The sequence below is a fragment of the Verrucomicrobiaceae bacterium genome, from assembly GCA_016713035.1.
In the GTDB taxonomy this organism is placed as follows: Bacteria; Verrucomicrobiota; Verrucomicrobiia; order Verrucomicrobiales; family Verrucomicrobiaceae; genus Prosthecobacter.
This window is the reverse complement of sequence record JADJPW010000016.1, coordinates 13098-36216: the sequence shown is the minus strand read 5'-3', so window position 1 is coordinate 36216 and position 23119 is coordinate 13098. Positions and strand designations below refer to the sequence as shown.

General features: G+C 60.0%; 17 protein-coding genes. 10 read left to right on the top strand and 7 right to left on the bottom strand.

Annotation, left to right across the window (positions count from 1 at the left end; genetic code table 11):
- Positions 1–91: 91 nt before the first annotated feature.
- From rsmH to IPK32_25550, 10 genes are all read left to right on the top strand, one after another.
- Entirely contained in the window at positions 92–1021 is a 930-nt protein-coding gene (gene rsmH, locus IPK32_25595) for a 16S rRNA (cytosine(1402)-N(4))-methyltransferase RsmH (protein MBK8095253.1), read from the top strand.
- Complete coding sequence (locus tag IPK32_25590; protein MBK8095252.1) at positions 1018–1425, top strand: hypothetical protein; 408 nt, start codon at positions 1018–1020, stop codon at positions 1423–1425. The genes rsmH and IPK32_25590 overlap by 4 nt, the downstream gene beginning before the upstream one ends.
- Positions 1422–3290, top strand: coding sequence for a penicillin-binding protein 2 (locus tag IPK32_25585; protein MBK8095251.1), 1869 nt, complete (start codon positions 1422–1424; stop codon positions 3288–3290). The genes IPK32_25590 and IPK32_25585 overlap by 4 nt, the downstream gene beginning before the upstream one ends.
- 1 nt (position 3291) lies before the next feature.
- Positions 3292–4869, top strand: coding sequence for a UDP-N-acetylmuramoyl-L-alanyl-D-glutamate--2,6-diaminopimelate ligase (locus IPK32_25580; protein ID MBK8095250.1), 1578 nt, complete (start codon positions 3292–3294; stop codon positions 4867–4869).
- Between the two features lie 18 nt (positions 4870–4887).
- Positions 4888–6252: a UDP-N-acetylmuramoyl-tripeptide--D-alanyl-D-alanine ligase gene (locus IPK32_25575; protein ID MBK8095249.1), complete on the top strand. Its 1365-nt coding sequence runs from the start codon at positions 4888–4890 to the stop codon at positions 6250–6252.
- On the top strand, positions 6249–7394 hold the full coding sequence (locus tag IPK32_25570; protein MBK8095248.1) for a phospho-N-acetylmuramoyl-pentapeptide-transferase: 1146 nt from the start codon (positions 6249–6251) through the stop codon (positions 7392–7394). The genes IPK32_25575 and IPK32_25570 overlap by 4 nt, the downstream gene beginning before the upstream one ends.
- Positions 7394–8698, top strand: coding sequence for a UDP-N-acetylmuramoyl-L-alanine--D-glutamate ligase (gene murD, locus IPK32_25565; GenBank protein ID MBK8095247.1), 1305 nt, complete (start codon positions 7394–7396; stop codon positions 8696–8698). Before IPK32_25570 ends, murD begins: the two co-directional genes overlap by 1 nt.
- Before the next feature lie 33 nt (positions 8699–8731).
- On the top strand, positions 8732–9943 hold the full coding sequence (locus IPK32_25560) for a LysM peptidoglycan-binding domain-containing protein (GenBank protein ID MBK8095246.1): 1212 nt from the start codon (positions 8732–8734) through the stop codon (positions 9941–9943).
- Between the two features lie 73 nt (positions 9944–10016).
- A complete protein-coding gene (locus tag IPK32_25555) occupies positions 10017–11174 on the top strand; it encodes a cell division protein FtsW (GenBank protein ID MBK8095245.1) in 1158 nt (385 codons plus the stop codon).
- A gap of 52 nt (positions 11175–11226) precedes the next feature.
- Positions 11227–12807: an arylsulfatase gene (locus IPK32_25550; GenBank protein MBK8095244.1), complete on the top strand. Its 1581-nt coding sequence runs from the start codon at positions 11227–11229 to the stop codon at positions 12805–12807.
- Positions 12808–12834: 27 nt separating this feature from the next.
- On the opposite strand, the gene IPK32_25545 is transcribed toward IPK32_25550, so the two are convergent.
- The 7 genes from IPK32_25545 to IPK32_25515 form a co-directional block, all read right to left on the bottom strand.
- The gene (locus tag IPK32_25545) at positions 12835–15117 is read right to left on the bottom strand and encodes a PSD1 domain-containing protein (protein ID MBK8095243.1); all 2283 of its coding nucleotides are present in this window, start codon (positions 15115–15117) and stop codon (positions 12835–12837) included.
- 112 nt (positions 15118–15229) lie between these two features.
- Complete coding sequence (locus IPK32_25540; protein MBK8095242.1) at positions 15230–15730, bottom strand: hypothetical protein; 501 nt, start codon at positions 15728–15730, stop codon at positions 15230–15232.
- 382 nt (positions 15731–16112) lie between these two features.
- Positions 16113–16961: a TIM barrel protein gene (locus IPK32_25535; protein ID MBK8095241.1), complete on the bottom strand. Its 849-nt coding sequence runs from the start codon at positions 16959–16961 to the stop codon at positions 16113–16115.
- A 51-nt stretch (positions 16962–17012) separates the two neighbouring features.
- Positions 17013–17783: a tetratricopeptide repeat protein gene (locus IPK32_25530; protein ID MBK8095240.1), complete on the bottom strand. Its 771-nt coding sequence runs from the start codon at positions 17781–17783 to the stop codon at positions 17013–17015.
- An 86-nt stretch (positions 17784–17869) separates the two neighbouring features.
- On the bottom strand, positions 17870–19144 hold the full coding sequence (locus IPK32_25525; GenBank protein ID MBK8095239.1) for a tubulin beta chain: 1275 nt from the start codon (positions 19142–19144) through the stop codon (positions 17870–17872).
- Between the two features lie 51 nt (positions 19145–19195).
- Complete coding sequence (locus tag IPK32_25520) at positions 19196–20626, bottom strand: tubulin beta chain (protein ID MBK8095238.1); 1431 nt, start codon at positions 20624–20626, stop codon at positions 19196–19198.
- A 231-nt stretch (positions 20627–20857) separates the two neighbouring features.
- Complete coding sequence (locus tag IPK32_25515) at positions 20858–23080, bottom strand: hypothetical protein (protein MBK8095237.1); 2223 nt, start codon at positions 23078–23080, stop codon at positions 20858–20860.
- Positions 23081–23119: the final 39 nt, after the last annotated feature.

The window sequence follows — 23119 nt, the reverse complement described above, 5'->3', positions numbered from 1 at the left end:
TGGTCAAATGACGCCGGAGCGTGGTGAAAGCGGAGGCGGCAGTTCCTTTGATCCTGATGGACCAGAGATGCAGGTGCTCGGGCAGCGGGCGATGCCCTTTTATCACCTGCCGGTGCTGATGCAGGAGGTGCTGGAGGCGCTACAGCCGCAGAAGGGCAAGCTCATCTTTGATGGCACGCTGGGTGGTGGTGGCCACAGCGAGGCGCTGCTCCAGCACGGTGCCCGTGTCGTCGCGATGGATCAGGACGAAGAGGCCATCAAGCATGCCAGCGCACGACTGAAGCCTTATGGTGAGCGCTTTTGTGCCCTGAGGGGAAATTTTCGCCATTTCCCGCAGATCATCGAGGAGACTGGCATTAGCGGATTCGATGGCATGCTCATCGACATCGGCGTCAGCAGTCATCAGCTCGATGATGCCGCTCGCGGCTTCTCCTTCATGCGGGATGCACCACTCGACATGCGCATGGACACAGATGCGGAGCAAACAGCGGCTGACATCGTGAATACCGCGTCGGATGAGGAACTTACGCGTATCTTTTTCGATTATGGCGAGGAGCAAAACGCACGCCGCATCGCACGAGCTATCGTGAAAGCACGCTCATCACGGCTCATCACCACGACCATGCAGCTCGCAGAAATTGTCAGCACGGCATCGCCAAAGCGTGGGAAGCGCCACCCGGCCACGCTCGTCTTCCAGGCCCTACGCATCGCTGTGAATGACGAGCTCGCCGCGCTGCGTGACTTCCTCGCAGCAGCACCGAAGTGGCTGAAACCCGGTGGTCGCCTCGCGGTGATCACGTTTCACTCTTTAGAGGACCGCATCGTGAAGCAAACGCTCGCGCACCTCGCCGCGCCGCAGCTCGATAGGCCCGAGTGGCCCGCTCCGAGGCCGAATCCCGACCATTTTCTCACCCTCGTCACCAAAAAGCCCATCGAGGCAAGTGCTGACGAGACTGCACTCAATCCCCGCGCTCGCAGCGCTCGTCTGCGTGTCGCCGAACGCCTCCCCGCCGCGCCATGAGTACTCGCCGCCGCACCACTTATCGCAATCGCCTCGGGCTACCTGCCTTGATGGTCATCCTCGTCGTCGTCGCATCGCTTGCGTGCGTAGGCTTGCTCGTGGTGATCAGTAAAAACCGCGTTCGTGCTCTCGGTGAGGAGCAGCGGAAGGTGGAGTCCGAAATCCGCCTGCTCAAAGATGAGATCATCCGCCTTGAGCAGTCTCGGGAGAAGGCCTTCACCTCGCAGCGTCTCCAGCCACGTCTGGTGAAGATCGCCACGCTGCTACGACCCCTGGAAAAAGACCGCATCATCCTGCTTCCGCCAGTCACCCAGCCTCAAAAGGTCGCCACAGAGTCAGAAGGCCCACCGCCTGCTGCTCTCCCCGTCACGCACACACTTGCGCAGAATTCGTCACCACCTTGAGCCAGCCACTCCCAGATCACATCCAGCTCCGCCGCGACCGCCCTCTGTGCCGCCGCATGATGCTGCTGTTGTCCTTTTTGCTGATCGGCTTCTCCATCCTCGTGTGGCGCATTTATCACATCCAGGTCAAGGATGCACCGCGTCTAGCCCAGCTCGCACGGGACAAATATCAGCGCCACATCATCCTCCCTGCGCACCGTGGCACCATCCGCGATTGCAATGATGAGTTCCTCGCCTTCGACGAGTCGTTTGCTGAGTTTTACACCGATCTGCGGCAGATCCATGAGATCGTGCCCGTGCGCTTCCAGCTCGCGAAACTCCGCGGCATGAAGGCCAGCGACCTCAAAGCGCAGCTTTCTGAGAAAGACACGCTCATCGCCTATCACCAGCATCTCGCGAAAACCCTCGGTAGCCTTTTGCAGCAGCCGGAGGCCGAGCTTTTTGCCAAAATCACAGAGAAGGCCAAAGGCGAAGTCATTCTCGCCAAAAACGTCGAGCTCGACACCGCCGACCAGTGGAAGATCCTCTTCAAAGCGGAGCACGTCATCGGCGTCCACATGCGACCCACTGTCGAGCGCACCTTCCCCGCGCAGCAGCGGCTTGCACTCTTCATCGGGGACACAGACCGCCAGACACATCGTGGTCGCTGGGGCGTCGAAATGCTCATGGATGGCATGCTCACGGGCACCTCTGGTGAGCAGTACATCGAGCGTGATCGCAATGGCAATGAACTCCCAGCCTACCGCGGCCAAGTCATCGAGCCACGCAACGGCCACGACATCCATCTCACGATCGACATGCAGCTCCAGGACACCGTGGAGGCCATCTGCGAGCGAGAATTCCGCAAGCACAAAGCCAAGCGTGCCATGATCGTCGTCACAGATCCCTTCAGCGGCAGCATCCTCGCCGCTGCAGCTCGTGTGCAGGAATCACCAGGTCAAAACAGCAGCGCCTGGCTCAATCAAATCACCGCTGGGCTCTACGAGCCTGGCTCCACCTTCAAGATCGTCACACTCGCTGCCGCGCTCGATCGCAAAAAAGTCTCCCCCGGTGAAACCATCGACTGCGAGGCGATGAGCTGGCATGAGCCGCATCTCAAAGTCTGGATCAATGACGACGAGCACAATGGCCGCCAGACCGTCAAAGGCGTCTTCGTCCACTCCAGCAACATCGGCACCTACAAGATCTTCAAGCGCATCGGACGCGACTCCTTGCTCGACTACATGGGCCGCTTTGGCTTTGGTCAGCGCACCGGCATCGGCGCAGGCTTTGGCGAGGAAAAAGGTTTCGTGAATCAGGGCAAATGGAGCAATCCCAGCTACACACGCATCCCCATCGGTTACGAGGTCAGCGCCACGCCGCTACAAGTCGCTCTCGCCTATGGAGCCATCGCCAATGGTGGAACGCTCATGCAGGCACGCATCATCGACAGCATCACCAGTCCAGACGGTAAAACGGAGATCGTGCCGCCCCAGGCGGTCGGCCAAGCCTGCACCGCTGCCACTGCCGCACACCTGCGGAATTTTGCTGAAGCTGTCGTGCTCGAAGGTACGGGCAAACGCGCCGCTTTGCCAGACATCCGCGTCGCGGGCAAGACGGGCACCTCGCGCCGTTTCGACGAAAAGAAGAAAAAGTACATTGAGAATCACTACGTCACCTCCTTCGCCGGATTCGCCCCCGTGGAGCAGCCACAAGTCGTCTGCATCGTCATCATTGACGATCCTGTCGCCGCAGATCATCACGACATCCGTGGTGGCAAAGTCGCTGCTCCCATTTTCGCAGAAGTCGTCCGCGAATCCATTCACCACCTCGCTACCCGCCACCAAAAGCGCATGAACCTCGCGCAGGAAGGAGGCGAGCCCTAACATGACACTCCGCGACATCATCACCCATCTCGATCATCCTGTCACCAGCGGCTCGCTGGATACAGAAATCACCGGCCTCGCCTATGACTCACGCAAAGCTGCGCCAGGCATCGCCTTTGTCGCCTTGCGCGGTAGTAGCGCAGACGGCCACAGCTTTATCCCAAAGGCCATCGAGGCTGGTTGCGCTGCCATCATCGCTGAACAAGCCCCGCCAGACGGCTGCACCACGCCGTGGGTGCATGTGCGTCAGTCACGCATCGCGCTGGCAGATGCCGCTGCTGCATTGAATGGCCATCCGGCGAAAAACATGACCCTCCTCGGAGTCACCGGCACCAATGGCAAGACCACCACGGCCTTTCTCGCCCATCATTTGTTCAATATCGGTCAGACGCGTTCTGGATTGCTCGGCACCATCTTTTACGACCTCGGTGATGGTCAGCATGTGCCTGCCACACACACCACACCCGAGTCCCTGGAGATTCACGGCCTGCTAGCCGAGATGCGGGGCAACGGCTGCCGCGCCTGCTGCATGGAGGTCTCATCGCATGCGCTCGATCAGCATCGTGCGCACGGCTTGCCCTTTGCTGCCGCCATCTTCACCAATCTCACGCAGGATCACCTCGACTATCACGGTACGATGGAGAAGTACTTCGAGGCGAAGACCAAGCTCTTCCAGATCGCTGCGGACACACCCCGCGCCGCACTCGTCATCAACACCGATGACGCCTGGGGGCGCAAGTTGGCAGAAAAATTCGCCTACACGGGCCGCGTCGTGAAATACGGCTTCGGCATTGGTAGCGACTTCCGCGCCAACAACGTCCGCTACGACATGACGGGCACAAATTTTGAGCTGGAGGCCAAAGGCCGCAGCTTCCTCGTGCGCACGCCCCTCATCGGCGACTTCAATGTGTACAACACGCTTGCGGCACTCGCTGCAGTTAGCAGCAGTGGCCTGAATCTGCGTGAAGCCATCGCCAACATGCAAAAGGCCCCGCAGGTCCCTGGCCGACTCGAGCGTGTGACAGATACCATCACGCGTTTTCAAATCTTCGTCGATTACGCCCATACACCGGATGGCATCGTCAATGCGCTCAAAACGGTGCGTGCGCTGCGACCTGGCCGCATCATCACCGTTTTCGGCTGCGGCGGGGATCGTGATCGCATCAAGCGCCCGCTCATGGCATCTGCGGCCGAGCAGGGGAGCGACATCTGTGTCCTCACAAGCGACAATCCACGCACGGAAGATCCACAGATCATCTTAAACGATGCCAAGGCTGGTTTTGCCCGGCCACAGCAGCACGCCGTCATCGCAGATCGGCGTTCCGCCATTCAGATCGCCATCGAGAATGCTCGCCCGGGCGACATCGTCGTCATCGCGGGCAAGGGCCACGAAGACTACCAAGACATCCAGGGCAAAAAGCATCCGTTCGACGACCGCAAAGTCGCCCGCCAGATCCTCCAACAAACCAAGACCACTCGCGCTCTCGAACGCGAAGAAAAACAAGCCGAACGCGAGGCTCAACAAGCCATGCGCAACGGCGGAGGCGGCTTCGACCGTCCACCCGACCGCCGCTTCTAAGTCTTTTTATCTTTCTCTATGTCTCCCACCGCTCTCCAAACGCTCGCCACTTACGCCGCAGCCACGCTGCACGGCGAAGGCACGCGTCTGATCGAGAACGTGAGCACGGACACGCGTAAAGTGGCCGCTGGGGACCTCTTTGTGGCCCTTATCGGCGAAAAATTCGATGCACACAGCTTCGTGCCGCAAGCCGCCGCAGCGGGTGCGGCAGCCGTAGTCGTCAGCAAAGTCGATCCCGCGTGGAAATCGCTCCCGTGCCCCATTTTGGAGGTGAAGGACACTTTAGTGGCACTCCAGCAGATCGCCCGTGGCTATCGCCAACAGCATGCGCCGCTCATCATCGGCCTCACGGGCTCCAACGGCAAAACCTCCACCAAAGACCTGGCCGCCGTCGTGATGAGCAAAAAGCTCGTCACCCGCGCCACCTTTGGAAATCTCAACAACCACATCGGCGTGCCATTGACGCTGCTCGCACTCAAAAACGGCGAGCAGTGCTGTGTCACGGAAATGGGCATGAATCACCCAGGTGAGATCAAGGTGCTCACCGACATCGCAGATCCAGATGCGGCCATCGTCACCAATGTCGGCATGGCTCACATCGAGTACATGGGCACGCAGGACGCCATCGCCTGGGAAAAAGCCACCCTACCAGCACAGGTGAAACGCGGCGGCATCGTCGTCCTGAATGCCAATGACAAATACAGCGATGTCATCGCCCGTCATTGCCAAGCCACCGTCTCCACCGCTGGTGTGAATGCGGGAGATGTCCGCGCTACAAATCTCCGCGCGGATGGCACTGGCACCACCTTCACGCTCGATTTCAGCGGCGAGAAAGTCGAAACACGGCTCCCCATCCTCGGTGAGCACATGGTGGGCAATGCCGCACTCGCTGCGTGCATGGGCTGGCGTCACGGCATTTCGCCCGCAGACATCGCAGAGGCCCTTAGCAATGCCAAGCTCACCGGAGGCCGCGTGGAGCCGAAAATCGTCCATGGCATCCGCTTCATCGACGATAGCTACAACGCCAATCCTGACAGCATGATCGCTGGACTGCGCACTCTGGCCAATTTGGAGGCGACAGGCCGCCGCGTGGCCGTTTTAGGCCGCATGGGCGAGCTCGGAGCTCTCGCAGAGGCCGAGCACAAACGCGTCGGTGAATTCGCCGCATCGCTCGATCTCACCGCCCTCTGCACGGTCGGTGGTAGTGACGCCGAATGGATCTCCTCCGCCGCTGCCAAAGGACTGCACACACGCCATTTCCCAGATCACGCCGCCTGCGCCGCACATTTGCGCGAGGTGCTGCGTGAGGGCGATCTCGTCCTGCTGAAAGGCAGCCGCAGCGCCGGCATGGAAAAAATTCTTCAACACCTTCAACCCGCATGATGTACTGGCTTTACGAATTACGCGAATGGCTCGCGGTCCATGACTGGATCAGCGACGACGCCGCGCTGTATAAAATCCTCAATCTCTTCAAATACCACACCTTCCGTGCTGGTGGAGCCGCCATCACCGCCTTTGTGCTCTCGTTGCTCTATGGTGAGAAGCTCATCTGCAAGCTCATCTCCCTCAAAATCGGCCAGCCCATCCGCACCGCCGAAGAAGTGCATAAACTCGCCGAGCTCCATGGCAAAAAAGCTGGTACGCCGACCATGGGCGGCATTTTGATCCTTGCGACCATCGTCCTATCCACACTGCTGTGGGCAAAGCTGGACAATGTGATGGTCTGGATCGTGCTCTTCACCACGCTGGGCCTCGGAGCGCTCGGATTCCGTGATGACTACCTCAAGATCAGCAAAAAGAACTCCAAGGGCGTCTCCGCCCGCACCAAGCTCATCTGGCAGGGCGGCGTAGCCTTCATCACGGCGATGCTTTTTGCCTACTGCGTGCCAGCGGATAATGGCCACACGCTGCGGGCACTTTACATCCCCTTCGTCAAAGACGCGGTCATTGCAGACATGGGCATCTTTGCCGTCGCGATGTTCACCATCATCATCGTCGGAGCCTCCAATGCGGTGAACCTCACGGATGGGCTCGATGGCTTAGCTACGGGCTGTTCCCTGACCACCGCGCTCGCCTATGCGGGTTTTGGCTACATCTGCGGCAATGCGAAGTACTCCGACTACCTCGGGGTCGCACATCACACGCTCGCCAATGAGCTGCCCATCATCGCCATGGCGCTCGCAGGTGCCTGTCTGGGCTTCCTATGGTTCAATGCGCATCCGGCGAAGATGTTCATGGGCGATACTGGCTCACTCGCACTCGGTGGCTGCATCGCGGCGCTCGCGATCGGCTGCAAACAAGAAATCGTTTTGGCCCTGGTCGGCGGCGTCTTCGTGATCGAGGCCATGAGCGTCATTCTACAGGTCTGGAGCTTCAAAACACGCGGGAAGCGCATCTTCCGCATGGCACCCATCCACCACCACTTCGAGCTCGGTGGCTGGCATGAGAATCAAGTCATCGTCCGCTTCTGGATCATGAGTCTGCTCTTTGCCCTGCTCGGACTCGCCACGCTCAAACTCCGTTAATGAAATACGCCCATCAACATCTCGCTATCCTCGGTGCTGGACGCAGCGGCCTCGGTGCTGCTCGTCTGGCGCGGTTGCATGGTGCGGAGGTGACGATCTTTGATGAAGGGGATAAGGCCAAGCAGGTCGAGGACTTCCGCTGCGTGCTCGGTCAGCCCGCACGCGATCTAGTGGTGAAGCCGGGGGACTTCGATCTCGTCATCATCAGCCCAGGCTTGGATGAGCACTGGCCGCTTCCGGCTAAATTCACCGCTGCAGGTGTGCCGCTCGTCGGTGAAACCGAGTTCGCCTTCAATCTGACGGACATGCAGATCGCCGCGATCACTGGGACGAATGGCAAGAGCACCTGCACGGAGCTCATCGCGGCCCTTTTCAATGGCTGCGGCATGAAATCCATCCCTTGTGGCAATCACGGCATGTCCCTGAGCGAAGTCGTCGCCAGCGGCATTCGCTACGATGTGCTCGCGTGTGAGATCAGCAGCTTCCAGCTCGAAACGATCCGGAATTTCCGCGCCAAGGCCAGTTTGTGGCTGAATTTCGCACCAGATCACTTGGACCGCTATCCCGGCATGACGGAGTATTTTGACGCGAAGGCCCGCATCTTTGAAAATGCCACGGAAAGCGATGTCGCCATCGTGCGAGCCGGTGAGAGCATCTCCAGCGGCAAAGCACAGCGCTGGACTTTTTCCGCCTACGGTGCTGAGGCAGATTACAGTTACGGAAACGGCAAGTTCTACCGCGAAGGCCGCGAGATCGGCTCGGCAGCGAATCTCAAAGTGCGTGGCAAACACAACATGGAGAACGTGTTGGCTGCACTGATGACGGGGAAGGTCTTTGGACTCGAATTCGATGCGATGCTGAAGGCGCTGGCGGATTACGAGGTGCCACGCCACCGCTGCGAGCTGATCCGCACCCTCGCCGACCGCGAGTACATCAATGATTCAAAAGCGACCAATCTCCACGCCCTGGAGGCCTGTCTGCGCAGCCAAGAGCGGCCCATCGTGCTCATCGCCGGTGGCAAGGACAAGCAGCTCGATTACTCCCCGCTGCGTGCCGAGCTGAAGGGGCAAGTGCGTGCCATGGTCTTCATCGGCGAGATCTCGCAGCAGCTTGAGCAGACTTTTGGCGACCTGCTGCCGTGTAAACGCGGCGCAGACATGGCGGAGGCTGTTTTGCTCGCCACGCAGCTCTCACAGCCCGGTGATGCCATCATCCTGAGCCCCGGCACGAGCAGTTTTGACATGTACACCGGCTACGGCCAGCGCGGGGATGTCTTCCGCGACGCCGTGAATGCCCTGACCTGATTTTTTCTCAGTAAACACCAACCCAGCGCACCCATGAAAACCAAGAAAACCAAAAACGAATCGATCCTGATGCGGCTCATCGATGGTGAGCGGCATAAACACCGCGTCGCCCTCGTCACCGACGAAGGCGAGTGGAATCAGCATGAACCCAACACCGGCATGGCACGCATGTTCGTCGTCATGCTGCTCATCCACGTCGTCCTCATCGGCGGCATCATCATTTATGACTTCATGGGCGAGGAGGAGGCTCCCGCGCAGGCCATCACCCAGGCTGCTCGTGCTACCAGTGCCAGCGGATCATCGGAACTGCCGCAGGCCAGTGAGGAGATCATGAATGCGCAGGCCAATGCCGTCGCGAATCCTGTCGCCGACACGGAAACGTACACGGTGGCCTCTGGCGATAGCATCCGCAGCATCGCGGAAAAGCATGGCACCAGTGAGGAAGTCATCATCCAGATGAATCGCCTCGATAAAGGCATCCAGATCGGACCTGGCACGCTGCTCAATGTGCCGAAGGGAGCTGTTCCGGTCGCCCTGGGCATCAGCCGCGAAGATGCGGAAAAGATGGTCGCTCGTGATCAACCACCTGCTCCCCAGGCTGAAGCTGTGAAGACCCAGGATGCACCCGCCAGCATCGGAGCCACCACGCAGGTCATCTCCCTCGTCGCTCCTGGAGAGCCTGCACCGAATGCGGCCTCACTCCTCGCGGCTGCGGAGACTCCCGCGACCGCCACGCCTGCTCCTGAGCCTGACACGACCGAGATCATCGGTGGAGCCCCCAATCCCCAAGCTGTGGCACTCTTTGCCCAAGCTGCTGAGGAGAATGAAAAAGCTCTGGCGGCTGCAAAAGAGCCCCCTGCTGTGACCAAGGAAGCGGAAGAAGAGGAAGCTCCCGCAGTCCGTGAGGAGCCCAAGCGCACCGTCAAAACCGAGCCACGTCTGGTGAAGCCCAATCCAGTGCCCACCCCGAGCCAAATGAGCAAGCGCCTGGCCGATGCGCCGCCTGCTCCGAAAAAATCTGCGACCAAGAGCACGCCAAAGAGCAGCACGAAGTCCACGCCGACCAAGACTGCCAGCAGCACCAAATCCAGCAGCTCCAAAACACACACGCTGGCCGCTGGCGAGACGCTTTACCGCCTCTCCACGAAATACGGCGTCTCCGTCGCAGCCCTGCAAAAAGCCAATGGCATCAAGAATCCCAATTCGATGCGGAATGGGATGAAACTGGTCATTCCTGCGAAGTAAGCCTGTAGCACGAGGGGATGGTGCATGGAGTCCATGCGCCATAACCCCATGCCCCTGACTCCTATTCTAGTTCATGTCACGTCACTCCATCATTCTCCTACTCACTGCTGTCATCGGGCTCCTCGCGCTGGGGTTCACGATGCAGGCGAGCACGACGTTTGAGGTGGTGGAGGATGGCGAAGAATACTCGCGGCTGTGGAGGCAGGTGTTCTGGGGAGGGCTGGGGCTGGTGGCGTGTGCGGTCACAGCATTGTTGGATTTTAATGTGCTGAAGCGCTGGCGCTGGCAATTGCTGATCGGTGCGGCGGTGCTGCTGGCGCTGTGCTATGTGCCCGGCATCGGAGTGAAGGTGAATGGCGCACGGCGCTGGATCGGGCTGCAAAGCCTGGGCATCACGGCTGCTCGCATCCAGCCGAGTGAGTTTGCCAAGATCGCGCTCATCATCGCGCTGGCGGCGTGGTTTTCGACGAATGAGGGGCTGGAGCGCAGTTTTAAAAAGGGCTTCCTTCTGCCTGGACTCATCCTGATGGGCATCGTCGGGCTGATCGGCTGTGAGTTTGACCTGGGGAATGCACTGCTGGCGGCGACGGTCGGTGGTGGCATCATGTTCACCGCTGGGACGAAGCTGCGGTATTTGTTTTTGATCGTGCTGCTCGTCGGCGGTGGACTCGCGGCGGGCATCAAGTGGCTGCCGAACCGATTTGAGCGTGTGATCGCGGTGTTTGACCTGGAGGCGCATAAAGAAGGCCTCGGCTTGCAGCAGTGGGTCTCCCTGCTGGCCTTTGGCAGCGGCGGGATCGAGGGCCGTGGCCTGGGAGAGGGGCGGATGAAGCTGTCCTATTTGCCGGAGGCAGAGACAGATTTCATTTTCCCTATGATCGGTGAAGAGCTGGGCATGCGTGGCACGATGAGCACGGTGTTCACCTTTGCGTTGCTGGTGATGAGTGGCTTCATGATCGCGGCGTATGCACCGAATCGCTTTGGCAAGCTACTGGGAGCTGGATTGACGTTTTTGCTCGGCATGGAGGCTTTTTTAAACATGGGCGTGACGACGGCCATTTTGCCAAACAAGGGGCTGCCGCTGCCTTTTGTGAGCTACGGCGGCTCTAGCCTGCTGGCGGCGATGATCGCCGTGGGCATCCTGATCAATATCCACCGCCAAGGTGTGCATCTGAGCCGCGAAGACCTCCCCGTCATCCGCCGCAAGCACCGCTGGACACCGCAACTGTGATCTGGCTGCTCGTTTCACTTCCGAAGAGGTAAGTGCGACGAATGGAATTCTGATGCAAAGCAGGGGCCGTTGGTGCGTTGAGTCTGGCATGTTCTTGATGACTCCTTTGATGCGGCTTTTGGTCTCGGTAGTGGCTTTTGGATCGGCGGTGGCCGCTCAGGAGAGGCCGAACATCATCGTGATCATGGCGGATGACCTCGGTTACGGGGATGTAGGCTGTTATGGGGCCAAAGCAGTGGCGACGCCGAATATTGACCGATTGGCGGCGCAGGGAGCGCGGTTTACGAGTGGGTATTGCAGCGCTTCGACGTGTACTCCGACGCGGTTTTCCCTGCTCACGGGCACGTATGCTTTCCGGCAAAAGGGGACGGGTGTGGCCCCGCCGAATGGTCCAGCGCTGATCCGGCCTGGGACGGAGACGATGGCCTCGATCTTGAAAAAGGCTGGTTATGCGACGGCGGTGATCGGGAAATGGCATCTGGGACTGGGTGATGTCGCACCGGAGTGGAATGGGGAGCTCAAACCGGGGCCGCTGGAGATCGGCTTCGATCATTGTCATCTGCTGCCGACGACAAATGACCGTGTGCCGCAGGTGTATGTGCATGATCACCGGGTGCTGAATCTCGATCCGAAAGATCCGCTGTGGGTGGGCAATACGCTGCCTGATGCCGCGCATCCGACGGGGCTCACGCATCGCAGCACGCTGAGGATGGACTGGAGCCATGGGCATGACCAGACGATTCATAATGGCATTAGCCGGATCGGCTTTTATACGGGTGGGCAGGCGGCGCGGTTCCGTGATGAAGACCTGGGCGATGAGTGGGTGCAGCGCAGTGTCGCGTGGATCGAGGCGCATCGTGAGCAGCCGTTTTTCCTCTTTTTCGCCAGTCATGACATCCATGTGCCGCGCATGCCGCATGAGCGATTCCAGGGCAAGACGTCGCTGGGATTCCGTGGCGACTGCATCGTGGAGTTTGACTGGTGTGTGGGTGCGCTGATGAGCACGCTGGACCGGCTGAAGCTGACGGAGAAAACGCTGATCGTGCTCTGCTCGGACAATGGGCCGGTGCTCGATGATGGCTATAAAGATGGTGCCGTGGAGAAGCTGGGCACGCACCAGCCAGCAGGGCCTTTTAGCGGTGGGAAATACAGTGTGCTGGAGGGCGGCACGCGGACCCCTTTCATCACCCGGTGGCCGGGCCATGTGCCAGCGGGCACGGTGTCGAGCGCGGTGGTGTGTACGATCGACTTAGCAGCGAGTTTTGCTGCGCTGACGGGCAGCACGCTGCCGCGTGAAGCCTGCCTGGATAGCCAGAACGTGCTGCCTGCACTGCTGGGCACTCCGGGTGCGAAGGGGCGCGAACATTTGCTCCAACAGGATAATGCCGGTGCGAGCATGGGCTTACGCGTCGGTGATTGGAAGCTGGTGCGCACGCCTAAAGGTGGTGCGCTGAAGAAGAAGGCTAAGACGCCTTCGCAGCAGCCGAATGGGCCTGGCGCTGCGCTGCGGCTTTTTTACCTGCCAGATGATCCTGCGGAAAAGAAGGATCTGAGCGTGGAGAAGCCAGAGAAGGTGAAGGAACTGGTCACGCGACTGGATGCGATCATCGCAGCGGGGCGCAGCCGGGAGTGAATCTGTTCAGCGGTGTGGAGTCGCAGGTCAGTCGATGTAGCGTAGCTCGTTGCTGACGAGGAGGGCCTGGCAAAAGGCGGCCCAGGTGGCAGTTTCACGCTGGGATTCGTTTTCTAAGGTGGAGACGAGCATGGAGTCTGCCTCGCGGAGGAAATCGCGGGCGCGAAGGAGCTCGGAGTCACTCGCGGTGCGGCCTAGGGCGCTGTGATAGGCTGTTTGGATGCGTGCGGTGGGATCTGGGCTGCTGTGCAAGAGGCGTGTGGCAAAGCTGCGTGCCTGATCGAGGATGAAGGCATTGTTCAGCAAGTAGAGGGACTGGGTGGAGAGCGCGGCAGTGTCCCGGTGGCTGGTGACGGTGGTGGCGTCTGGTAGATTGAATGGAGTGAGCTCGGGCGGCATGGAATTGCGCAGCATGAGCAGGTACACGCTGCGGTGATGGCTGGGCTGATGCAGCGGTGGGAGTTCATTGATGAGTACGTCGCGGTGCTGGATGAGGGAGCCGGTGGTGGGTTGGGCATCGAGCTGGCCGGTGGCACAGAGCATGGCATCGCGGATGGTTTCAGCATCGAGTCTGCGCACACGCTGCTGGCCGAAGAGGGCGCGGCGCTTTTCCATCGCGCTCGGTGACTCCATGGCATCCTTCTTGGAGCTGAGTTGATAGGTGCGGCTGAGGACGATGTGGCGGATGAGTTTTTTGAGAGACCAGCCCTCGCGCATGAAGCGGGTCGCGAGGTGATCGAGCAGCTCTGGATGCGTGGGACGCTCGCCCGTGAGGCCAAAGTCGTCCGCTGTGGCGACCAGGCCTGCGCCAAAGAGCTGGAGCCAGACGCGGTTCACCAGCACGCGTGCGGTGAGCGGGTTCTGCGGGCTGGTGAGCCAGCGGGCCAGCTCGAGGCGGCCGCTTTGTGTCTTTTCGGTAATGGGGCCGCCGCCGCAGGCGCTGAGGAAGCCACGGGGGATGGCGGCACCGAGTTTTTTCGATTCACCGTCGATGTTGAGTTTGCAGTCCTCGATTTTTTTGGCGTCTCGCACGCCCATGGCGAGTGGGGCATCATCTGCGTACTTGAAGCTGGGCTTGGCAGGTGGGCGGCGTGGTTTGTGCGGGGCGAGGATGGGCTCCAATTCGCTGCGCAGGCTGACTTTGGCGGCGGTTTGCAGCTCGTGCAGGGGTGTCTGGGGTGCGGTGAGGCCCTGGTGTGCGGCGGCTCCCCACATGGTTTCGGTGCTGCGGAAGATACCAGCCAGCGCGTAGTAGTCGCGGGTGGGGATGGGATCGGTTTTGTGATCGTGACAGCGTGCGCAGCCGATGCTGAGTCCGAGGATGCCCGTGCCGATGACGTTGATCTGATCTGCCACGACATCCATGTCGAAGTTGTCGTTCATGGCCTTGGCGGGCTTTGCCCCGAGGGCGAGCAGGCCGGTGGCGATGAGGTGGCGGTCACGCTGCGCGGGGGAGGTGGCGGGTAGGAGATCGCCTGCGAGCTGCTCGGTGATGAAGCGGTCGTAGGGCAGGTCTTCATTGATGGCGTGGATGACGTAGTCGCGGAAGCGCCATGCATGGGGGAAGCTGGGATTGCGGCTGAGGCCGTCGTTGCCGTTGGATTCGGCGTAGCGGGCGATGTCGAGCCAGTGGCGGCCCCATTTCTCGCCAAAGTGGGGACTGGAGAGCAAGCGGTCGATTTCTGCCTCCAGATGAGTGAATGGGGTGTTGGCGGGCGGGAGGCCGATGAGGTCGTAGGAGAGGCGGCGGCGTAAGATGGCCGTTTCGGCATCGGGGGCGGGTTGGAGGCCGTTTTGCTCGATTTTGGCCAAGATGAAGGTGTCTAGGCTTTGGCGTGGCCAGGAGGTGTTTTGGATGATGGGTGCCTTGGGATCAGAAATCGGCTGGAGGGACCAAAGGGGCTGCTGAGGGGCTTTTGGAGCGGTTTTGGGTGCGTCGGTGCGTGGATCAGGGGCTCCCATTTTGATCCATTCGGCGAAGTCGGTGATGATGTGGGCGGGTAGGCGCTTTTTCGGTGGCATTTCGAGGCCGTCGTAGCGCACCGCTTGGACGATGAGGCTCTCTTCCGGCTTCCCTGGGATGAGCGCGGGGCCAGATTCGCCACCCGCGATCATTTCGGAGGGCGCATCGAGGAGTAGCTTGCCGCCGAGTTTTTTGGAGTCCTGTGAGTGGCACTCGTAGCAGTGCTTGATGAGCACGGGGCGGATTCGGCTCTCAAAGAAGGCCCGCTGGTCCGGCGTCATGTCTGCTGCGAGCGCGAGTGCGGCTGGCAGCAGGATGCTGAGGAGGGTGAGTCTGCAAACGGGCATGAGGACACGCTACTACGTGTGAGCCGAGGGTGCTTTTGCGGCCGAGGCGGGTTCTCAAAATGCCCGTCTGATTTCCCACGACGGCGGGGCGGGCCATGGGCGCTGCGATGGGCTACAGTGCTGGCGGCCTGTCGGTGAGTCTGAAGTAGCGGTGGTTTTGCCGACTGAGTGTGAATTGGAGCAGAAACAGGGCGATCACGAAAACAATGATCCAGCGGGAATCCATGAGGGGCCGCTCTGGAGTGCCTGGGCTGCGCTGCGTGATGTAGCTGGGCTCGGAGAAGGCGATCAAACCGATCCATCCGAGTCCGCAGGCCGTGGTGAGCCAGAAAACATAGGGGAATTGTTTTTTGGTTCGTAGCGAATGATAGACGACCCAACTGAGGATGATCAGGCCCAGTTTAAACCACTCGTAGGCTGATTGGCGGATGGGGAAGTCTGGTGCCCGCCCGCCAGCGACGAGCGAGAACAACAAGCCTATCAGGTATGCTCCAGTGGTGAGTGCTAAGACGACTCCAAATATTTGGCCCAAGCAGCCAGGTAGAAAAAGGCAGCCTTGCACCGCCTCTGCGGCAGGTGGGAGCGGTGCTTTGTCTTGATCTGGCGTGCTCATGCGCTGGATTCTCTGGTTGATGGCTGAATTGGCAAGTGTGGAGTGTGCGGACAAAAAAAGCCGGAGATGTGAGCCCGTTGCAAAACCCTCTGAAATCTCTGTGCTTCTCCGTGTCCTTGTGGTCGATGAGCAAGAAAAGCCCACCGCAGGTGATCCTACTCGTCCTCTTACTCCTACTCGTCCTCGATCCTTCCGCGCCGCAGGCACCACTGAAGCTCCGCGCCGCACTCCACACGCCTTTTCGAGGACGAGTAGGAGGACGAGTAGGAGGACGAGAACGAAACGGGCACTCTCCGAATCCACTTCCCGGATGAACCCAAAAAAAGCCGGAGCGTGGGGGCTCCGGCTTTGGGTGGTGGGATGAGATGTGCTGCGGCGTGGTTTATTCTTTGGCGGGCTTCCAGTTGCGGACGAAGTCGAGGCACTGGGTGATCTCTGGGACGCTGGTTTCCCAGTTGTGCTCGTATTCGCAGTGGAGGGGGCCGGGGTAGCCCTGGGCGGTATATTCGGCGAGGATGGCGGGGATGTCGCTTTTGCCGGTGCCGAAGGGGAGGTCGTGGGCTTTGACGTTGCCGAATTCGTTGAGGTCTTTCATGTGGCTGTCAAAGATGCGGCCTTTGAGGATTTTGATGCAATCGACGGGATTGAGGCCGCTGCGGACCCAGTGGCCGACGTCGGCGCAGGTGCCCATGCGGGGATCGCGGTTTTTGACGAGGTCGAGGACGTAGTTGGGGTCCCAGAACATGTAGGCGCGGTCGAGGGGGCGCTTGGGATGGTTGTGGATGGCCATTTTGATGTCGAATTCCTTCACGAGGGCTTCGATGCCGTCCATGCCGGCGACGTCTGGCTCGGAGATGACGACGCTGATGCCCATGGTTTTGCAGAATTCGAAGACTTTGCGGTCCTGGGCGGCGTCTTTGCCGAGTTTGACGACGCCGTAGCCGACGGCGGTGAGGCCTTTGTCGGTGAGGTGTTTTTTGATTTTTTCGATCATCTCGGGGGTGGCGTTGTGGTCCCACTTAGCGGTGTCGTCGAATTTCTGACCGGGGTAGAATTCGATGGTTTTGCCGCCTGCTTGGGCGGTTTTGTCGATGGCTTCAAAGACGGTGTAGAGGCGGAAGCTGTAGGCTTGGCAGCCGGCGTAGAATTGGCCGACTTTGGCGCTGTCTGGGATGCTGGCGGCGAAGCTGGCCGCCGCGATGAGGAGGAGTGAGAGGAGGATTTTTTTCATGGATGGGATGGAATGGGATGGAATGGAATGGGTGGGATGATGGGTGGTGGCTCAGAGGTTTTTGTCGATGAGGAGGGTGGCGGCGCGTCGTGGGGCGGGGTGGTGGCCGTTGATGCTGGCGCGGAGCTGCTTGGCGCGGGTGATGCTGGCTTCGGCCCGCTTGAAGTCGCCGGTGGCTTTGTACACGGCGGCGAGGTTGATGTAGGTCTGGGAGAGGTCTGCGGGGTCGATGGGGCCTACGGGATTGTGCTGGCGGATGGCGAGCGCTTTTTCATGCATTTCGAGGGCGCGGTCGATTTCTAGCTGGGCGTAGTAGAGGACGCCGAGGTTGTTGTAGAGGGAGGCGACGCGGGAGCTGTGCTCGCCTTCGAGCTTCTGGAAGGCGTGGAGGCTTTCTTGGTAGCAGCGCTCGGCTTTTTCATAGTCGCGGCGGTGCTTGTAGATCATGGCGAGGTTGTTTTTGATGATGGCGGATGCTTCACCACCATCGAGGCCGCGTGTTTCGCTGATGTGGAGGGCCTTTTCGTAGAATTCGAGGGATTGGTCTGTTTTGCCCCAGCGATCATAGAGGTGGGCGAGGAGGCTGAGGATGCCGACTTGGAGCTCGTAGTCGGTTTTGCGGCTTTCCTGGGCACGGAAGAGGGCCTCGCGGTAGAGGGATTCGGCTTTGCGGAAGTCGCCTTCTTTTTGGCGGAGGTCGGCGAGGACGCTGATCTGCTCGACGAGGGCTCCGATGCGGCTGGTGTCATGGTAAGCGATCCGCCGCGCCTCTTCGACACTGCGGGAGGCGGAGCCGATTTGCTGCTCGAGGGTGGGTTCCACTTTGAATTCCTGATTTTAAGATTCCTGAGTGCTGATTCAGCGGTTCTGGGTTCATGAATCAGGATTCAGGAATCCAGAATCTTGAATTAGGAGGCGTCGCGGTAGGATTTGGCGAGGTTGGCGATGGTGTCGCGGGCTTTGGCCATCATGTCGCGGGAGACGCCGTTGTTTTCATACCAGTGGGTATAGGCGTGGTTGTCGAACATGATGTCGAAGTTGGTGATGAGGCGTTCAAAGACAGCGGCGATGCCGGTGTGATTGACGAGGGCGAGGCCGGAGGAGGCGAAGCCTTCGGGGGCGGTCTCTGCGACGCCGAGTTTGACGCCAGTGGGGACGTAGGAGGCGAAGTTGAGGGTCTTGCGGATGGCGGCCATGTTTTCTTCGACTTCTTTGGCCTTTACGTCGCCACGGAAGAGGGCGCAGGCACTCAAATAGACGCCGTTTTGCCAGTCGATGGCGGCGGTGAAGTTGTCCTGTGCGAAGGTTTCTTTGGCGACGTCGGGGAAGTTGATTCGCACTTGGCCTTCCTGGCCGGGTGCTCGCATGGGGGCGAAGGAGGCGGTGAGGAAGTGGTTGCCGGGGAAGGGGACGAGGTTGGTGACGAATTCGCTGAGGTCGGTGTTGAGCCGGCCTGGGAAGCGGAGGGAGGCGGTGACGCTGCTCATGATGAGGGCGACGATGTGGTTCAAGTCCATGTAGTTGGGGCTGCGATGCAGCTTGGACTTGGCGATGCGGAAGAGGGCTTCGTTGTCGAGGAGGACGGCGGCATCTGCGTTGTCGAGGATGCGCTGGAGGGTCAGAATCGCGTTGTAGGGCTCGACGGCGGAGTCGGAGATGACGGGCGATGGGGCGACGGAGAAGGTGAAGATGCGCTTCTTTGGATAAGCCTGACGGAGGCGCTCAAGGATGAGGGAGCCGAGGCCGGAGCCGCTGCCGCCACCGATGGAGTGGGTCATGAGGAAGCCCTGGAGGCCTTTGGTCTTTTCGACGGCGGCGTCGATGACGTTCATGATCTGGTCGATGATTTTTTCGCCTTCGACGTGGTAGCCGCGTGCCCAGTTGTTGGCAGCACCGGGGATTTTCCGGACGATGCTGCTTTCGTCAAAGAGCTGGGCCATGTCGCCGCCTTCGATACGGGCGATGACGCCGGGCTCGAGATCGACGAGGACGGCACGGGGGGTGTATTTGCCGTCACGGACTTTATGGAAGAAGACTTCCATGTTGGTGTTGGCGGCGATGTTGGCTCCAGCCTTGGGGGTGCCGGATTCGGTGAGGCCGTGTTCACGCAGGATGAGGCGCCAGAAGCGGTCTGCGATTTGATTGCCGCACTGGCCGACATGGATGCTTAGGATCTCTCTCATGGTGGTGACTTTTTTCGGGATGAAGTGGGACGGTGAGGGTGATGAGGCGGTTTAGCGGCGATCGACGAGGTCGCGGAGGCTGACATTGGTCGTGGGTGTTTCCTGCGGTGCGGTGGAGTCTGCCGTGGGGGACAGGGCGGCGACGCGGCTGGCGCTGGAGTCTTGCACTTTGGCCTTGGCGCCGCTTTCTTCGGCGACTTGGTAGCTCTGGATGAGCTCCTGCGCGGAGGCGCGGAGTTCATTGATCTGGTCTTCGGACATGCCTTCGTTGAGGTACCAGTTGGCGAAGGCTTTGCGCTGCCAGAGCTTGTCGAAGTTGTGGCAAATCCGGTCGAGGACGCGAGCGATCTCGGTGTTGTTGGCGAGGAGGACCATGCTCTTGCGGTGGGACATGCCGCTTTGCTCGACGTAGCCGATTTTGAAGGCGGTGGGGATCCAGTAGGTGAGGGGGAGCTTCTCACGCATGGCGGCGAGGGTGGCGTCTGCGAGGGGCTTGTCATCCATGATGCCGCGGTAGAGGACGGCGGTGGAGAGGAAGCGGCCCTCCATGGGCGAGCAGGCGGCGAAGACGCTGCCATTGTCAAAGAGGGACTGGATCATCGGCTCGATGCCCATTTCTTCGAATTTGCTGCGATCCGGCGGTGTGAGCGCTGCGAAGGCACACATGAGGAAGTGCAGGCTGGGCTGCGGCACCAGATTGGTGAGTAGCTCGCGGAGGCTGATCTCGACGGTGAGGAAGCCGCTGAAGCGCATGCTGGCGGTGAGCCCGGCGAGTGCCTCGGTGATGAGGAGGTTCAAGTCATCGACGGTGGGGCTTTCGATGTTCCATTTGCGGTTCGCGAGCTCAAAGAGTGCTTCGTTGTCAAAGATGAGGCAGGCATCTGCGCTGCGGCGGAGGGAATTGAGCGTGAAGACGGTGTTGTAGGGCTCTGTGACGACGCTGGAGACCTGTGGGCTGGGCAGCACTGCGCAGGAGAGAACGGGGATCTCGCTGTGTTTTTCCTTCAGTGTCTCGATGAGTAAGGCACCGAAGCCGGAGCCACTGCCGCCGCCAGTGGCGTGGAGGACGATGATGCCGCCGACGTTGTCGCACTTGTCGATTTCGATGTCGAGACGGCCCATGACCTCTGGGAGGACCTCACGGCCTGCGCCGAGGTAGCCGACGGCGAAGTTGCCACCGGCACCTTCCGTGCGGCTGATGAGGTTGGCTGGATTAAAGAGGGAGCCGCTGTTGGCACGCACGTTGTCGATCACGCTGGGCTCCAGATCGACCATGACGGCACGGGGGACGAAGCTGCCGCTGGAGCCATCGCCGAGGCGTGAGAAAAAGGCGCTCCAGTTCCCGCGCGGCTCCTGTGCTTGCTGGGTTTGGCCAGTGAGTGGGTCGATGCCGTGCTCCTGGCAGATGGTTTTCCAAAAGGAAGCCGCGATCTGGTTTCCGGCTTGGCCGATAGACACGACGATAACATTATTTACCTTCATCAGTGATGGTTCTCCTAGGGTTCGCGGTTTGAGTTAAAGGGAGCTTGTGGGAATGCAACTTGGGATGTGTCAGCGATGTGAAAGTGAGTCTGGATGATCCACCTCCGTGCAAAGTGACGGATAATTGTTTTACCTGCTGGCTCGCCTAGAGTCCAAGCAAAATACACGCTAGAAATTAGTTCGCTTTCCTTAACCAAGCAGATCGGACACCCAACGTCGTAAAATGGCTGTTCACCGTGCCAAATCGGCGACTGGTTTGGGGGTGTCCTGGCCGGTTTCGCGGCCGATCATGTCTTGCTTCACCTGGCCTTGGCGCATTTTTTCGAGTTCCTCAGCGGTGGGGAGGAGTGCTTTTCGTATGATGACGGGCTGTGGCTCTGTGCTCGGAGGCTGGGTGACTGTCTTTTCAGGGGCGGATGCGGTGGGCTGGACTGGCGCCGCCTGTTTGGCTACTGGGCCTCCGCCACCCGTCTCGGTGGTGATCGGCACGGTCACATCGGACACCTTTTGTCCTGCATGATCCACCGTGATGGGCCTGTCGAGCAACATCCAGGCCCCCAGGGCCAGCAGGATCACCGCTGCGGCTGCCCAGACCACCCATGGCAGGCCATCTCTCTGGGTGGAATGCAGTGGGCGGAAGTCATGCTTCTGCGCATGTAGTAGGGAGGGAGCATCTGTGGACTCTGCTTGGTCTGGGTCGATGTCCTCATCGAAATCAGAGACTGCGCCCACGCTTTCCATGCTTTCGATCGGCACCGTCTCGCCGCGCAGGCGGGTGGCGAGGTCTGTGCCCGTGGCACCAGAGAGCGTCTGCTCGAATTTTTCTAAAAAGTCTGTTGGGGAAGGGGCTGCGCCGGGGATCTGCGTAGCGCGGTACATCTCTCGCATCAGCACCGCTGTGGCATCTGGTACGGCTTCGCTAAATTCGAGCCCGCCACTGATGTGCCGCTCCCCGGCTAGTAAATAGGCTGCTAGGGCGATGAAGGAGCGATGACGGTATTCCCGGTCGAATTCATGTTCTTCACTACGGTTCGTGGGCAGCTCCATGTCGAGCAACTGAGGCTCATAGAGGCTGCGCATGGTCATGTGGGGCCGCAGTTTCACGGCGAAAGGGGGCCAGGCATCGAGACGACGCTGCATGAGACGGTCTGTCTCACGCATTTTATTGGGGCCATGCTTGCCGACACGCAGGAGGATGTTTGAGGGATGGAGATCTACGCGTGGGACGCCACACTCCTGGGCCTGCTCTAGTCCAGAGCGGACTTGGCGCATGAGGACGAGCACCTCCCCTGGATTGAGTGCGACACGCTCTGCCATCAGGCGGCTGAGTGGGAAGCCTGGCTCGCGCTCCTCGGTGAGGAAGGTCCAGTCGGGCGTCTCCCACAGGCTCAGAGAGCGGAGGATGTTCGGATGCCGCTCGGGATTGAAGCGCCACATTTGCAGCGGCACGGCTTCGTATTTCGTCCGATCCACGAGGCGGGTCGGCGGCAGCATGTGGACGGTGACAGGTTGCTCCGTCTTTGCATTCAGTGCTGGGATGGAAAAAGGATAACGGCGCAGCTGATCGGCATCCTCGACGCGGAAGTTGCTGCCAAAGAGCGTCTGTACGGGTACGTTTTCCAGGAGTAGGTTTTGGAGCTGGGGGAGCGGCTGTAGCGGGCCGATGACGACGAGATGCTTCCGCAGATTTCTGCCCTGGGGGCCGCTGCTGAGGGTGGAGAATGCTTCACGCACTTCATCACGCAATTTTTCAAGCGAGGTCGGGGCATTCTCTTTGCTGGTCAGTGCGGCTCTTACCGTCGTGCGAAGGCTGGATGGCAGCGCTGTGAGAGCTGGGAAGCGGTCTGGATTCTCTCCCGCATACTCCACACCCGTCAGAAGCAGAAAAATGAGCCTACAGACCTCCTCCACGAGCCTGCCAGCATCCGTCGGGCGCGGGGACTCCGATTTTGAAAGACCGTAATCAATCACGCGGAACTGCAAGAACGTATCCTCCAACGTGCCGACAAGCAGTTGATCGAGAGTGAGGTGCTCCAGCAAACGCGGGAATCGGACCCGCAACTGAAGGAGATCCTCCAGCATCTGAAAAATCAAAGCAAAGGCTGTCGGCGGAGAAAGCGGCCCACGACGAGCAATATAATGATGAACAAACTCTCCATCATTCAGATGCGCGGTGTAATAGACGAGCCCATTATCCTCACCCACCTCCAGCACCCGCATGAAAGAGGGCATGCAGACTTCGCTGGCTTGGCGAGATCGGTCCAAAGCGGAAGTCTTCTCAGCTTCCGGCATTTCTTCCCCGCTACGTAGGATGTGCAGCTCTACCAGCCGACGGATGCGCATGTCAAAGGCCAGAAAGACCATCTCATCCGGGGACCGCTGCAAAACCACGGGCTTCCCGTCTGCTCGACGGGATATGCTCAGGGCTCCGAACTGCGGTAATTCCTCTGCCATTGTGGTTTTATGAAGGCGCTAGAATGTAGAACTCCATGG

Bases quoted from the DNA above. Each gene is read 5' to 3' on its own strand.
- rsmH (MBK8095253.1), top strand. From the start codon at position 92: ATGCCCTTTTATCACCTGCCGGTGCTGATGCAGGAGGTGCTGGAGGCG.
- IPK32_25590 (MBK8095252.1), top strand. From the start codon at position 1,018: ATGAGTACTCGCCGCCGCACCACTTATCGCAATCGCCTCGGGCTACCT.
- IPK32_25580 (MBK8095250.1), top strand. From the start codon at position 3,292: ATGACACTCCGCGACATCATCACCCATCTCGATCATCCTGTCACCAGC.
- IPK32_25575 (MBK8095249.1), top strand. From the start codon at position 4,888: ATGTCTCCCACCGCTCTCCAAACGCTCGCCACTTACGCCGCAGCCACG.
- IPK32_25570 (MBK8095248.1), top strand. From the start codon at position 6,249: ATGATGTACTGGCTTTACGAATTACGCGAATGGCTCGCGGTCCATGAC.
- murD (MBK8095247.1), top strand. From the start codon at position 7,394: ATGAAATACGCCCATCAACATCTCGCTATCCTCGGTGCTGGACGCAGC.
- IPK32_25560 (MBK8095246.1), top strand. From the start codon at position 8,732: ATGAAAACCAAGAAAACCAAAAACGAATCGATCCTGATGCGGCTCATC.
- IPK32_25555 (MBK8095245.1), top strand. From the start codon at position 10,017: ATGTCACGTCACTCCATCATTCTCCTACTCACTGCTGTCATCGGGCTC.
- IPK32_25550 (MBK8095244.1), top strand. From the start codon at position 11,227: ATGCAAAGCAGGGGCCGTTGGTGCGTTGAGTCTGGCATGTTCTTGATG.
- IPK32_25545 (MBK8095243.1), bottom strand. From the start codon at position 15,117: ATGCCCGTTTGCAGACTCACCCTCCTCAGCATCCTGCTGCCAGCCGCA.
- IPK32_25540 (MBK8095242.1), bottom strand. From the start codon at position 15,730: ATGAGCACGCCAGATCAAGACAAAGCACCGCTCCCACCTGCCGCAGAG.
- IPK32_25535 (MBK8095241.1), bottom strand. From the start codon at position 16,961: ATGAAAAAAATCCTCCTCTCACTCCTCCTCATCGCGGCGGCCAGCTTC.
- IPK32_25525 (MBK8095239.1), bottom strand. From the start codon at position 19,144: ATGAGAGAGATCCTAAGCATCCATGTCGGCCAGTGCGGCAATCAAATC.
- IPK32_25520 (MBK8095238.1), bottom strand. From the start codon at position 20,626: ATGAAGGTAAATAATGTTATCGTCGTGTCTATCGGCCAAGCCGGAAAC.
- IPK32_25515 (MBK8095237.1), bottom strand. From the start codon at position 23,080: ATGGCAGAGGAATTACCGCAGTTCGGAGCCCTGAGCATATCCCGTCGA.